11 protein-coding genes are annotated in these 13,573 nt (G+C 53.9%); 9 read left to right on the forward strand and 2 right to left on the reverse strand.

The annotated features are described in order from the left end of the window. Positions 1-148 precede the first annotated feature (148 nt). The 9 genes from MKX63_RS17685 to modB all read left to right on the forward strand — a co-directional run bounded on the left by MKX63_RS17685 (position 149) and on the right by modB (position 9,702). Positions 149-1,114 (forward strand): helix-turn-helix transcriptional regulator, encoded by a 966-nt coding sequence (locus MKX63_RS17685; RefSeq protein WP_341018928.1) that lies wholly within the window; start codon positions 149-151, stop codon positions 1,112-1,114. 279 nt (positions 1,115-1,393) lie between these two features. Continuing rightward, positions 1,394-2,383, forward strand: coding sequence for an ABC transporter ATP-binding protein (locus MKX63_RS17690; RefSeq protein ID WP_341018930.1), 990 nt, complete (start codon positions 1,394-1,396; stop codon positions 2,381-2,383). Next, positions 2,380-3,372 carry an ABC transporter ATP-binding protein gene (locus MKX63_RS17695; RefSeq protein WP_341018932.1) on the forward strand — a complete coding sequence of 331 codons (993 nt, stop codon included), beginning with the start codon at positions 2,380-2,382 and terminating at the stop codon, positions 3,370-3,372. The genes MKX63_RS17690 and MKX63_RS17695 overlap by 4 nt, the downstream gene beginning before the upstream one ends. A 113-nt stretch (positions 3,373-3,485) precedes the next feature. Continuing rightward, on the forward strand, positions 3,486-5,162 hold the full coding sequence (locus tag MKX63_RS17700; protein ID WP_341018935.1) for an ABC transporter substrate-binding protein: 1,677 nt from the start codon (positions 3,486-3,488) through the stop codon (positions 5,160-5,162). 25 nt (positions 5,163-5,187) lie between these two features. After that, positions 5,188-6,192 carry an ABC transporter permease gene (locus MKX63_RS17705; RefSeq protein WP_341018937.1) on the forward strand — a complete coding sequence of 335 codons (1,005 nt, stop codon included), beginning with the start codon at positions 5,188-5,190 and terminating at the stop codon, positions 6,190-6,192. A 12-nt stretch (positions 6,193-6,204) separates the two neighbouring features. Then, positions 6,205-7,098, forward strand: coding sequence for a nickel transporter permease (gene nikC, locus MKX63_RS17710; protein ID WP_341018939.1), 894 nt, complete (start codon positions 6,205-6,207; stop codon positions 7,096-7,098). 546 nt (positions 7,099-7,644) lie between these two features. Then, the gene (locus tag MKX63_RS17715) at positions 7,645-8,010 is read left to right on the forward strand and encodes an RNA polymerase sigma factor (protein ID WP_341018940.1); all 366 of its coding nucleotides are present in this window, start codon (positions 7,645-7,647) and stop codon (positions 8,008-8,010) included. A gap of 255 nt (positions 8,011-8,265) precedes the next feature. Next, a complete protein-coding gene (gene modA, locus MKX63_RS17720) occupies positions 8,266-9,009 on the forward strand; it encodes a molybdate ABC transporter substrate-binding protein (protein WP_341023085.1) in 744 nt (247 codons plus the stop codon). A 30-nt stretch (positions 9,010-9,039) separates the two neighbouring features. Continuing rightward, positions 9,040-9,702 (forward strand): molybdate ABC transporter permease subunit, encoded by a 663-nt coding sequence (gene modB / locus MKX63_RS17725; protein WP_341018942.1) that lies wholly within the window; start codon positions 9,040-9,042, stop codon positions 9,700-9,702. 335 nt (positions 9,703-10,037) lie between these two features. Here modB and MKX63_RS17730 read toward each other — a convergent pair whose 3' ends face one another. Continuing rightward, positions 10,038-11,654, reverse strand: a complete 1,617-nt coding sequence (locus tag MKX63_RS17730) for a helix-turn-helix domain-containing protein (RefSeq protein WP_341018944.1) — start codon at positions 11,652-11,654, stop codon at positions 10,038-10,040. Continuing rightward, complete coding sequence (locus MKX63_RS17735) at positions 11,641-13,446, reverse strand: sensor histidine kinase (RefSeq protein WP_341018945.1); 1,806 nt, start codon at positions 13,444-13,446, stop codon at positions 11,641-11,643. Before MKX63_RS17735 ends, MKX63_RS17730 begins: the two co-directional genes overlap by 14 nt. Between the last annotated feature and the right edge of the window lie 127 nt (positions 13,447-13,573).

The following is a 13,573-nucleotide window of genomic DNA, read 5'->3' on the forward strand; positions in this document are numbered from 1 at the left end:
AATGCGTAATATCTAAATGTGGTGACATAGTAAAATAGTTCTATTATATTTTCTTATCTCGGTTATTACATCCTTGGTTATAGATATATATAACTAGTTTATTTAAAAATAATGGGTCTATTTTACCATAAGTCAAGGAGAACTGAATATGACAGACCGATTGATCCGGCTGATGCGCATCATTACGCTAGTTCAAGCCAAACCGGGAATTCTGGCCCGTGAGCTGGCGGAACGATGCGGCAACAGCGAGAGAACGATTTATCGGGATATGGATGCGCTCAGTGCCATGCATATCCCCATTACTCATATGGGACATGGCAAGGGGTATGCTTTTATCGGGAATTTCGCGCTGTACCCCTTGGATTGGTCAGAAGAGGAAGAAGAGGCTTTTTCACAGTTGCGCAGTATTATGGCGGAGATCAAACCTTTGCTGCCCCCGGGCTTTGAAGATGCATACGAGAAAGTGATGGCGGCAGATTATAAGCAAAAGGCAGAAAGGGAAGAAACAATGGAGCATACGAAAAAAGAAGCCGGACCAAACTGGACGGAAAATAGCAGATCTCAGGGAGACCAGCCCCTCTTTCTGACCGACATTCTGGATGCCGTGATGAAGCAGAGAAGCATACAGGCCGACTATAGTGAGAATGCCTATGAAGAAAAAGGTATCCGAATTGATCCTTATTGTCTGGTCCCGCTAGAGAATCGTTTTCACCTGATTGGTTTCTGTCACCGTTTCGGGATCATCCGTACCTTTCATATTAACGGCTTCTCCAGTGTGAATCCGCTGGACAGGTGGTTCTCCAAAGATAAGTTCGATCTGCAGTCCTTCATGGAACAGAAGTGGTCCCTGGAGCAGGACAGCCTGCAGGTTGAATTCAGAGTCAAATTCTCGCAGCGGATGATGGAACGGCTGAAGCAGGAGGACATGTTTGTCAAGCCGAGCAAAGTGGACCGCCAGAACCGCAGCCTGCATTTCAAGGTCGCTGTGGAGCAGGACATCGGCTTCGTCCATTGGATTATGAAATACAAGGAAGAGGCTGAGATTATGGAGCCGCTGTACTACCGGGATGTGCTGAAGCATCAGCTGGAGAAGTGGCTGTCGCTGTACAAATAACGATAGATATATTTTCCCCGGATTTTTATGCTCTGATATATTCATATAAAATTCATAGGGTTAGTTATATGCACAAATTTCCCTTGCTTAGATAGGATATCCATAGTAATGTTATACATTAAATAACAGTAATATGCATTTAAAGTTAATTACATTACTTGTTGTGTTAGGTAATAGTTAATATATCTAACTTTTTAAATAGTTTTCCTGCTTTTTGAATAGTTTTCCTGACTAGTCATTTGACCTTCGTTCAATTTTTAACAGAAAAGAGGGAGAGACTTGATCCAGCCGATTCTGAGCATTGAAAACCTGCATACCCACTTTTTTACGGGCCGCGGTGAGGTTCCCGCAGTGGATGGTGTTGATCTCTATATTAATCCGGGCGAGGTTCTGGGCGTAGTGGGCGAATCGGGCTGCGGCAAGAGCGTCACCTCCCTGTCTATCCTGAAGCTGGTCCCAAGCCCCCCGGGAAGAATTGTAGACGGACGTATCCTGCTGAAAGGCCGCGATATTGTCCCGCTGAAGGAGAAGGAGATGCGTAAGATCCGGGGAGATTCGGTCTCCATGATCTTTCAGGAGCCGATGACCTCGCTGAATCCCTTATTCACAGTTGGACAGCAGATTATGGAGACAGTACGCCTGCACCGCGGCCTCTCCAGGAAGGAAGCCCGGGAGCATGCGGTCGATATGCTGCGCAAGGTTGGAATCCCCCGGCCGGAAGCGATCATCGACGAGTACCCGCATCAGCTCTCGGGAGGCATGCGCCAGCGTGTTATGATTGCCATGTCGATCTCCTGCAGCCCGGAGCTGCTGATTGCCGATGAACCGACAACCGCGCTGGATGTAACCATTCAGGCCCAGATTCTGGAGCTGATTCGTCAGTTGAATGAGGAGCAAGGCACTGCTGTCATGCTGATTACCCATGATCTTGGCGTAGTGGCCGAGATGTGCCACCGTGTGGCTGTGATGTATGCCGGTAAGGTGGTAGAGGAAGGCAGTGTTCATGATATCTTCAAAAATCCGCTGCATCCGTATACAAGAGGACTGATTGCCTCCGTCCCCCGGATGGATGAAGCTAAGGAACGTCTCTACTCCATTCCGGGTAATGTGCCGGTTCTCAGCACAGATATGCAGGGCTGCCGGTTCGCACCGCGTTGCCCGGAAGTCATGGAGCTCTGCATGCAGAGCCTTCCGGGGCTGACACGGCAAGAGGAACAGCACAGCTGCAGATGCTGGCTGCATGACAGTCCACAGGAGGATGCGGTATGAGTGAGAGCCTGCTTGAGGTCAAGGGACTCCGGAAGTATTATCCGCTGAACAAGGGCTTCTTCAGCCGGGAGGGCGGCAGTGTGAAGGCTGTGGATGATATCTCCTTCGCTGTGAGCAAGGGCGAGACCTTCGGTCTGGTTGGGGAGAGCGGCTGCGGCAAATCAACTACCGGCCGCGCGCTGCTCCGGCTGATTGAGCCGACAGCGGGTGAGATCTGGTTCGAAGGGCAGGAGCTTACGAAGCTGTCTGCCGAGGAGATGCGGAAGCAGCGCCGGGAAATGCAGATTGTCTTCCAGGACCCGTTCTCCTCTCTGGACCCGCGCCATACTGTGCAGCGTATTCTCGAAGAGCCGATGATTGTACACGCCACCGGCGATGCCAGGCAGCGTAAGGCAGAGGTGGAGCGGCTGGCGGATGTAGTCGGATTGTCCAGGGCGCATTTGCAGCGTTACCCTCACCAGTTCTCGGGCGGACAACGCCAGCGGATCGGCATTGCCAGAGCGCTGGCACTCCATCCGAAGCTGATTATCGCAGATGAACCTGTCTCTGCGCTGGATGTATCAATCCAGTCCCAGGTCATTAACCTGATGCAGGATTTGCAGCGGGAATTCGGCTTAACTTACATATTTATCGCCCATGATCTTAGTGTAGTGAAGCATATCTGCGACCGGGTAGCCGTAATGTACCTGGGGCGGATTGTCGAAATTACGGACAAGCATACGCTATATACCCGGCCGCAGCATCCTTATACGCAGGCTCTGCTCTCTGCGGTTCCTGAACCTGATCCCGATATCCGCAAGGAGCGGGTCATTCTGCAGGGAGAGGTCCCGAGTCCGGCCAATGCGCCAGTCGGATGTGCATTTAACACGCGCTGTCCGCGCGTGATGGAGCGGTGCCGGGTGGCCAGACCTCCGCTGCTGGAGACAGAAGCCGGACATTTCACAGCCTGCCATCTCTATGATGAAGAAGCCAATACACCGCTTGCCTGATCTGCTTGCATCTTAGAGCCATATACAGAAGAACCTTGGTTTATAGCTGTGCTACCTGCACCGCTCTATATAAACACTTTGATATTTCAATGAAAGAAGGGAGCTTTCTGGAGATGAAGAAATGGGGTAATCTCGCATTGGTACTGATGCTTGGCGCGGGGCTCGCGCTCAGCGGCTGCGGCGGAGGGAATAACACAGGCAACGCAGGTAACACTGGAAATACCGGAGGGAATACGGCGGCAACGAATGCTCCGGCAAGCTCGCCGGAGACATCCGGGACAGCGCAGGATACCCTGATTCTGGGGCGCGGGGGCGACTCGGCTTCCCTGGACCCGGCGATTGTGACGGACGGGGAGTCGCTGAAGATTGCCCATCAGGTCTTCGATTCGCTGCTCGAATATAAGCCCGGCACCTCCGAAGTCCAGGCCTCACTTGCCGATAGCTGGGAAGTAACGCCGGACGGGCTGAGCTACACCTTCAAGCTGCATCCCGGCGTGAAGTTTCATGACGGAACCGATTTCAACGCCGAGGCCGTTGTGTTCAATTTCCAGCGCTGGAGTGATCCGGCCAGTGAATACAAATTCGAAGGCGATTCTTTCGACTATTATGACTCCATGTTTGGCCCGGACGGGTCGCGGGTGATTAAGGAAGTGAAGGCGGTGGACGAGTCGACGGTTCAATTTGTACTGAACCAGCCGCAGGCGCCGTTCCTGCAGAATATCGCCATGACGACCTTCGGGATTGCCAGTCCTGCTGCGATTAAGGAGAAGAAGGAGAATTTCAAGAATGAGCCGGTAGGAACAGGCCCGTTCGTGTTCAGGGAGTGGAAGCGCAATGATTCCATCACGCTGGACAAGAATACCGCCTACTGGAAGGAAGGGCTTCCCAAGCTGAACAAAGTCATCGTGCGCTCGATCCCGGACAACTCGGCCCGCTTCACGGCGCTGCAAAACGGGGAAATCGACCTGATGGAAGACCTCAGCCCTGATGACTTGTCCACGCTCGAGAGTAACAGTGCTCTGACCAAGATTGAGCGCCCGCCGTTCAATGTGGCTTACCTCGGCTTCAACTTCAAGAAGAAGCCGTTCGACAATGTGAAGGTCAGACAGGCACTCAGCCATGCGGTCAACAAGCAGGAGATTATCGATGCATTCTTCGCCGGCCAGGCCCAGGCTGCGGTCAATCCTATGCCGCCTTCCCTATGGGGCTATAACGACAGCGTGAAGGATTATGAGTATGATCTGGACAAAGCCAAAGCCTTGCTGGCCGAAGCGGGCTATCCTGACGGACTGCCTGACCCGGTGACCCTGTACGCAATGCCTGTATCCCGTCCTTATATGCCTGACGGCAAGAAGGTAGCCGAAGCGATTCAAGCGGAGTGGGAGAAGATCGGGGTCAAGACCGTGATCGAGTCCCCGGAATGGGCCACTTATCTCGATGACACCAAGGCCGGGGAGAAGGATGATATCTTCATGCTCGGCTGGACCGGCGATAACGGCGACCCGGACAACTTCCTGTACACCCTGCTGGACAAGGATGCTATTCCCGGCAATAACCGTGCCTTTTATGTGAATGAAGAATTGCATACACTCCTGACCGGCGCCCAGAAGGAGACAGACCAGGGCAAGCGCACCGAGCTGTACAAGCAGGCTCAGGAGATTATCAAAGCCGATGCGCCATGGATTCCGCTGGTTCATACCACACCGCTGCTGGCCGGCAAGGCCAATCTGAAGGGCTTCGTGCCCGGACCGACAGGTACAGAGTATTACAGTGAGATTTATTTTGAATAAATACACCTTTGGAAGGTGAACGGAATTGAACTCTTACCTCATAAAACGTGTGATGGTGCTGTTCCCGGTGCTGATCGGCATGACCTTGATCGTCTTCTCCATCATCCATGCGATTCCGGGTGATCCGGCCGAGACGATTCTCGGCCAGAAGGCGACAGAGCAATCCAAGCAGGCGCTGCGTAACCAGCTTGGCCTCGACAAGCCCTGGCTGCAGCAATATTTTAACTACATGGGTGATTTGGCCCGGGGGGACCTCGGGACTTCGATCCGCACCAAAACGCCGATTGCCAAGGAAATCGTACCATATCTGGCCGCTACGCTGGAGCTGACGGCTGCCAGTATGCTGTTCGCAACCTTTGTCGGAGTGAACGCCGGTATCCTCAGTGCCTGGAGGCAGAACTCCTGGTTCGACTATACGGCGATGATCATCGCGCTCATTGGGGTATCGATGCCGATCTTCTGGCTGGGGCTGATGGAGCAGCTGCTCTTCGCACTGAAGCTGCACTGGCTGCCGTCCATCGGCAGGATGGACCAGCGCAATCCGGTGGAGACGATAACCAACCTGTACGTACTGGATACAATTCTGGCCGGGCAGTGGGACCAGCTGTGGACGGTCATTAAGCATCTCATTCTGCCGAGTATTGCGCTTGGCACGATTCCGATGGCGATCATTGCCCGGATGACCCGCTCCAGTATGCTGGAAGTAATGAATTCCGATTATATCCGTACAGCCAAGGCCAAGGGTATGTCGCAGTTCCTCGTGGTCTACAAGCATGCGCTGAAGAATGCACTCATTCCGGTGCTGACGGTAATCGGCCTGCAGACGGGGGCACTGCTCGGAGGGGCGGTGCTGACCGAGACGATTTTCGCCTGGCCCGGGGTGGGGCGTTATATCTTCGAAGCGATCAGCTCGCGGGATTATCCGGTAATTCAGACGGGGATTCTGATTATTGCCTTTATCTTTGTGGTCATCAATCTGCTGGTGGATCTGCTGTATGCCGCTATCGATCCGCGCATCAATTACAAGTGAGGGGGAGCAGCTATGGGACAGGCAGCACTACAGGCTCCACCTCCTAAGGCTCCGGCGGATCAAGCCTCCGGCCCCTGGCGTGATGCGTGGAAGGCCTTCCGCAAGAACAAGACGGCTATGGCCGGGCTTGGCATTATTCTGTTCTTCGTACTGATTGCGCTGCTCGCGCCGTGGATCGCCCCGTATGATTTCAAGGCTCAGCAGCTGGTGAACCGCCTGAAGCCTCCGTCGGCGGAGCATTGGTTCGGTACGGATGATCTGGGGCGGGATCTGTTCACCCGGGTGATCTACGGGGCGCGGATTTCACTCTGGGTGGGATTCTTCTCCGTCATCGGCTCGATCATTGTCGGCACCGCGCTGGGCATCCTCGCCGGATACTACGGCAAATGGCTGGATATGATCATCTCCCGTCTGTTTGACATTTTGCTGGCTTTTCCGAGTATTCTGCTGGCTATCGCGATTGTAGCTATTCTGGGGCCTTCCTTGCAGAATGCGCTCTACGCGATTGCCATCGTCAACATTCCGACCTATGGCCGGCTGGTCCGGGCCAAGGTGCTGAGCCTGAAGAACGAGGAGTATATCACGGCGGCCAGGGCGATCGGGATGAAGAACGGGCGGATTCTGTTCAGCCATATTCTGCCGAACAGCCTGACGCCGATCATTGTCCAAGGCACCCTTGGCATCGCTACAGCCATCATTGAAGCCGCAGCCCTGGGCTTCCTTGGACTCGGCGCCCAGCCGCCGGACCCGGAGTGGGGCAAGATGCTCTCCGACTCCCGCCAGTTTATCCAGAAGGCCCCCTGGACCGTAGTCTTCCCGGGCCTGTCCATCATGCTGACCGTCCTCGGCTTCAACCTGATGGGCGACGGCCTGCGGGATGTGCTGGACCCGCGGATGAAGAACTGAAATTAAGATCTTATCAAGAGCTGTCCCAAGCCATATCAATGGCTGTTGGGATGGCTCTTTATTTTGAGGGGGATTATTTAATGAAATGTTATCATGAAGGAAGGCACGGGCATGTCCCACCTGTTAGGGGGAGTTTGTTCTATTTGAATAGGAGGGAGTAGGGATAGTTGCAGAATATACACTTAAAAACAGGAAAAAGGTATGAAATTTTCTTTTAACTGTATTCGGTACAACTAAATCTGCCCAATGAGGTGAAAACCGGCAGAAGGTTGCTATTTAATGTACAAAATACAACTAAACGTCGAAATGGTTGGAAATCGGAAGTTTTAGTTGTACTAAATACAATTCAGCCATCATCCCATGTCCCATCCTCGGGCCACTGCTAATCCTCAGTTGGGCAATAGCCCAACGTGGTTTTCGAATAGGAGCTTCGTTTCTCAGCGTTCCGGGAACCGAAGCCTTACTTTTCCCGAAAATAACTTTGTGAATTTTCGAACAATATCCAATATTCTTCGTAATGTAGGTTGAAAGGGCGGCGGGGAACAGATGATGACCGACAAACAGCTCGTTGAAGGATGCAAGTCCGGCCAACAAGAGCATCTTGAGCTTCTCATTGTCAGGTATAGGGATGAATTATACCGGTTCTGCCGCCATCTCACTTTGAACAGGCAGGATGCGGAGAAGCTGAGTATGAAAAGCGGCGAAACGATCAGCATTGATTATAAATCCAAGGTGGAAGAAGGCCAGCTGTCTATGAAGTTATACGGACCGGATAATCAGGTGCTTACTGAACTGGCAACCAATGAATCCGGTACTGAGAAGGTGAAAGCCGGGAAGGACGGGAAATACCGGATTGAAATCAAGGGTGAAGATACCAAGGGAAGCTTCAAGGTAGCTTTCAACGTCGAATAACTGGAACTGGTGAGAAGATGATTACGATAGACATAGAACAGGCCTCTTCCCTATACGTAGGGCGGGTTTTTTTGTTGTGCGGACGAGGGAAAACCCTGATTTTGATACTAATCATAACTAAATATATACAAACATAATCAAATATATTGTATAATTCGATTTAACTTGCTAGAATATGTTCAAAATATACGAAATAGCGATTGGGAGGTATGGAGTGTGCTGAAGAAGTGGATAGCGGGATTATTGGTGCTGCTTATGGTGGCGGGCGTGTCGGCGGGATCAGCAGGTGATGTGGAGGCGGCAGTGAAGAAGACGGAGATTGTTGTCTCCGCAGCGGCAAGTCTCCAGGATAGTCTGGACAAGATTGCCGTGCAGTATGAGAAGCAGCATCCGGATGTTAAGCTGGTATTCAATTATGGCGCGTCCGGTACACTGCAGAAGCAGATCGAGCAGGGAGCTCCGGCGGATTTGTTCTTCTCGGCAGGCGATAAGCAGATGAATGCGCTGGTGGACAAAGGGCTGATCACAGACCATAAGGCGCTGCTGAAGAATCAACTGGTCGTCGTGGTTCCTTCCGATTCGAATACGAAGCTTACAACCATTACTGACCTTACCGCTCCAGCCTTCAAAAAAGTAGCCGTGGGCCAGCCGGAATCGGTTCCGGCCGGACAATATGCCCAGCAGTCCTTGACCGCGAAGAAGGTATGGGATACGCTGCAAAGCAAGCTAGTCTTCGCCAAGGATGTCCGTCAGGTGCTGTCTTATGTGGAGACAGGCAATGCAGATGCAGGGTTCGTCTACAAGACAGACGCGTTAACCTCGAAGAAGGTGAAGATTGCCCTGACGGTGGGTGGTCATGTACACAAGGCGATTAACTATCCGGTGGGCATTGTCGCAGATTCGTCGCATCAGGCAGAGGCCAAAGCCTTCTACAGCTATGTGCAGACTGCTTCTGCAAGCTCGGTCTTTACAGGCTACGGCTTTCAATTGGCTAAATAACTAACTACCATTAAGATAGGGTGAAAAGAGATGGAGATCAATTGGACCGACTTTTTCGCCCCGGTCTGGCTGTCCATCAAGATTGCGGTATTAACCAGTGTGATCGTATTCCTGTTGGCCACGCTGGCTGCCCGGAGGATGGCGGGACGCCGGTTCTTCGGACACAGCCTGGTCGAAACGGTCCTGCTGCTGCCGCTGGTGCTGCCGCCGACCGTAGTCGGCTTCGTCCTGCTGGTGGTCCTCGGGCGGCGCAGCTGGATCGGCAGGCTGTATGAACAGTTTACGGAGCAGACGATTCTATTTACCTGGGGGGCAGCGGTAATTGCCGCAGTGGTAGTGGCTTTTCCGCTGGTATACCGCACGGTTAAGGCAGGCTTCGAGGGGGTAGAGAAGGACCTTGAGGATGCAGCGCGGGCGCAGGGAGCCAGCGAGCTTCAGGTGCTGCGCTATGTAACTCTACCGCTGGCCAGCCGTTCGCTGGCTGCCGGATATGTCCTCGGCTTCGCCCGCGGACTGGGTGAATTCGGAGCGACGATTATGGTGGCGGGTAATATTCCGGGCCGCACCCAGACTGTGCCTACCGCGATTTATGTAGCGGTGGACGGCGGCAACATGACGCTGGCCTGGATGTGGGTCGGCTCGATCATTGTGATTTCCATGCTTATGCTGATGTTCGTGAACCGCCGTTCCTGATGGATTACAGGTTAATAAGAGCAACCCCCGTCCTCACCGGATTTCCGGTGAAGGCGGGGGTTGTTTACGGTAAACCGGACACAATTGGCTGGAGCGGACGACACACGTCCCCAATGTAATCGAAAAACCGACTACAATGGGACGGAAGGCGGCGCGTAGGCCAAATGTAATCGAAAAACCGACTACAATGGGACCGGGGGCGGCGCGAAGTCTAAATGTAATCGAAAAACCGACTACAATGGGACCGGGGGCGGCGCGCAGGCCAAATGTAATCGAAAAATCGCTACAATGGGCTGAAGAGTATCCATGCTGCCCTCACAGTTTAGTTCCTGAATTTATATGCTTTGAGCCCCCTGCCGGCGGTAATCGGAGGGGGAGACGCCAGTCTCCTTCTTGAAGATGCGGTTGAAGGAACGGTAATTCTCGAACCCGATGGATTCGGAGATTTCGAAGGTTTTGTGGTCGGTGGTGAGCAGCAGCAGCTTGGCCTGTTCGATCCTCAGGCGGGTCAGATATTGGACAAAGCTCTCGCCGACGGCCTTTTTGAACATGGAGCTGAAGTAAGGCACGCTGTAATTGATTGAAGCCGCCAGCTCCTCCAGCTTGTAGGGATAGCTGAGATCCTCGCGCATCTGCTGAATGATACGTGTGATGGAGGCATCGATCTTCCGGCCGCCCTCTTGAAGCTGCTGAAGCTTGCGGAAATAATCGCAGGTGATCTCATGTACGGAGTTGAACGTCTGGCACAGCTCGATTTGTACACGCAGCTCTGCTTCGAGGTCCGCCCCGCCTTCCGCCCCAATGACGTTATGGCTCATATCCAGGAAGACCCGCAGGTACAGGGACTTAATCTGCTCCGGGTCCCAGGCTTGCTCCATGGCTTGACGGTGCAGGGACTGGCGCTCCTGCTCCAGAGCCGCCGTGCTGAGATGGGGCTCCAGCAGCGCTTTCTTCAGCACCTTGCTCCAGAAGCGGCTCTGCGGCTCAGGAATCCGCTGGAAGCTGGAGAGCTGACCCCACTCCCCGATACTGATAAGCTCATTGCAGCGGTAAAAGAACGGATACGGCGCTGAAGCCAGCCGCTTCAGCGCCTCCGGCCGCTCCTCCAGTCCCTGGTCGAAGCTGCACAGCAAGGCGATGCAGTTCATCCGGAGATTCGCGGCCAGGGATTCCAGCACCTGCTCCAGGAAGCGGGGTCTCTCCGTCTTCATGCTGTCGGTATACAGGGCCAGGAATCGCCCTTTGTCGAGGGCAATAACCTTATGCGGGCCTATGCTGCCGAGCAGCTCCTTCAGCACGTTGACCCCGGCGAATTGCCACAGCTTCAGCTCCTCCAGCTGGTCGATCGGGAAGCGCAAGGAGTTGCGGTCCAGCTCCAGCAGCAGGGTCATGAAGCCCTGGCCGTGAAGCGGAAGCTGCGCGTCTGCAAGACTGCGCAGCCATTTGGCTTCGGCCGCCGGGCTGCGCAGCATGTCCAGGAACAGGCTCTGCTCGATCTCGACCTCGCTCAGACGGACCTGCTGCTCCAGCTGCAGATAATTGTCCCTCGTCTCGCCGCGTGAATCCGCCAGGACCGCCAGCTCCTCCATCGTCCGGGTCAACAGGCCCGGATCGGAGAGGCAGTCATCCTTAATCAGATAGGAGGCTGCCTTCAGATGAATGGCCTGCTGGGCATAGTGGAAGTCCTGATGGCAGGTCAGGATAATGATCTGCGGCGCACGGACCCCGCTCCGTTCAATCTCGCGCAGCATCTCCAGCCCGTCCATGCCCGGCATCGTAATGTCGGTGACAATCAGCTCCGGCTTATGCTTCAGGAACAGCTCCAGTCCGTCCCGGCCATCCTCGGCTTCGCCGACAAGGGTGAACAGGTCTGCGCGCTCCTCAATGAAATGCCGGAAGACGGTTCTTGCCGGAATCTCATCCTCGACAAGGACAACTCTATAGTGATTCATGATGTTCCTCCTTAATCAGAACGTTCCCGGACGGCAGCAGCATGCGGATGGTCAAGCCTTCGCCCGGAGCGCTTGTGAGCAGGATTTGTGTCTCCGCCCCGAACAGCAGCTTCATACGCATCCATACATTCTGCAGTCCGATGTTCTCGGCAGACTCTTCCTGCTGGAGATGGAGCTGCAGCTTCTTCAGCTCAGCCTCTTCCAGACCGATCCCGTCGTCCTCCACTTGTACAATAATATGGCTTCCGCCGGGACTTCTGTATACGCGCACCCGGATATGCCCTTCCGGTGCCTTGCGCGGGAGAATACCGTGGAATACCGAGTTCTCAATCAGCGGCTGCAGACCCAGCTTCGGAATCATCATACCCCGCAGCGGCTCCTCGATCTCAGCCTCCAGATGGATCTGGCATTTGTAGCGCATATTCAGCAGCCCGACATAATCCGCCAGATAATCAAGCTCCTGCTGGAGCCGCACCGTCTGCTCGAAATTCTCCATCGAATACCGCAGCAAGGCCACCAGCCGTCCCATCAGGGAGTTGATCTTCTCATAATCCTTCATCATGGCGAACATACGGATCGTATTGAGGGTATTGTACATAAAATGGGGGTTGATCTGCGACTGCAGTGCCCGAATTTCCAGTTTGCGCTTCAGGTCCTCCGAATCATGCAGGTCTGCCAGCAGATCCTGAATGCGGACAGCCATGGTATTGAGCATCCGGCCCAGATCCCCGATCTCATTACTCGCGAAATGGGTAACCCTGGCCTCGAAATCCCCTTTTTTCAGAGCATCTACCTGCCGCTTCACAGCCTGCAGAGGCCGGTAGAGCTGATACCCGAAGCCGACCACACAGAGCGCCCCCAGACAGACCAGTATCAGCAGGAAATAAGTGACGGTCCGGCGGATGATCTCGGCGCTGGCCGTCAGCTCCTTGGACGGAATCTCCGAGAGTACGATCCACTTGTCATAGGTGGAGGTCTGTTTGACAGAGACTATGGAGGAGCCTGCCGCGAACTGATCGGGGTGTTTCAGCTCCTTCCAGCGCTTCAGAATCTCCTGCACCCGCTGTGTATCCTCCTGCTTCTCCAGCTTGCTGGTCGTGGCAATGGTCAGGCCGTCTTCAGTCAGCAGGGAGATGGAGCCCTCGCTCCCAAGCTGAATATTCTCGATCTGCTGCTGGTATTGGCTGTTGCTCATGGAGATCAGCAGCACGCCCTTCAGGTCCTTATATAAATCGAAGGGAACGCGTGAGATATAATAGGTAGACGAATTAAGAATAGCCAGCTCAGGCATCGAGTGCTTGTCCAGAAAAAGATTCGGCCGTCCCGAAGCCAGATACGCTTCAATCAGCGGCCTGTACGGGGACTCCTCCAGCATGGCAGGAGCTTCCGTGGAGGAGAGGACTTCTCCGGTGACGGCGGAATAGACCTGCAGACCCTCCACATTCCCGATGATGGCGGAGGCGCCGCTGAGGACGGAGATCAGATCCTTTTTGCGGACCACCTCCTCAAAATATTGAGCCGACGGCGAGACCAGCGCGCTCTGAATGGACGAGATCCGGGAGTATTGCTCGCTGAGCTCCCGCAGCCGGGTCATGGTTAATTCAATCCGGTCCACGACCTGATTGACGAGCTGGGCGTTCAGGCGGTTCACCTGCTGCTCTACTGTTGTACTGGATACGCTTACAGAGATGAAGGACAACACAATCAGTGGAACCACCGAGATGGCGAACATGACCACAATCATCTTAATATAGAAGCTCCGCCGCAAAAAGCTGAAAAAGGGTGAATTCATAGAGTCACATCCGTTAAGGGTTTTGGACTACGGATACCGGGCAGGCTATCCTAAACAGATTATAGTACATTGGCGGACATGGAGATACCTGCGGCCCGGCAAATCTTAAAAATGGTGACACTTTGGC

Origin of the sequence: Paenibacillus sp. FSL R7-0179, assembly GCF_038002265.1 — a bacterium.
Classification (GTDB): domain Bacteria; phylum Bacillota; class Bacilli; order Paenibacillales; family Paenibacillaceae; genus Paenibacillus_AQ.

Coding starts and splice junctions, on each gene's coding strand:
- MKX63_RS17685 (WP_341018928.1), top strand. CDS start 149: ATGACAGACCGATTGATCCGGCTGATGCGCATCATTACGCTAGTTCAA.
- MKX63_RS17695 (WP_341018932.1), top strand. CDS start 2,380: ATGAGTGAGAGCCTGCTTGAGGTCAAGGGACTCCGGAAGTATTATCCG.
- MKX63_RS17700 (WP_341018935.1), top strand. CDS start 3,486: ATGAAGAAATGGGGTAATCTCGCATTGGTACTGATGCTTGGCGCGGGG.
- nikC (WP_341018939.1), top strand. CDS start 6,205: ATGGGACAGGCAGCACTACAGGCTCCACCTCCTAAGGCTCCGGCGGAT.
- MKX63_RS17715 (WP_341018940.1), top strand. CDS start 7,645: ATGATGACCGACAAACAGCTCGTTGAAGGATGCAAGTCCGGCCAACAA.
- modA (WP_341023085.1), top strand. CDS start 8,266: ATGGTGGCGGGCGTGTCGGCGGGATCAGCAGGTGATGTGGAGGCGGCA.
- modB (WP_341018942.1), top strand. CDS start 9,040: ATGGAGATCAATTGGACCGACTTTTTCGCCCCGGTCTGGCTGTCCATC.
- MKX63_RS17730 (WP_341018944.1), bottom strand. CDS start 11,654: ATGAATCACTATAGAGTTGTCCTTGTCGAGGATGAGATTCCGGCAAGA.
- MKX63_RS17735 (WP_341018945.1), bottom strand. CDS start 13,446: ATGAATTCACCCTTTTTCAGCTTTTTGCGGCGGAGCTTCTATATTAAG.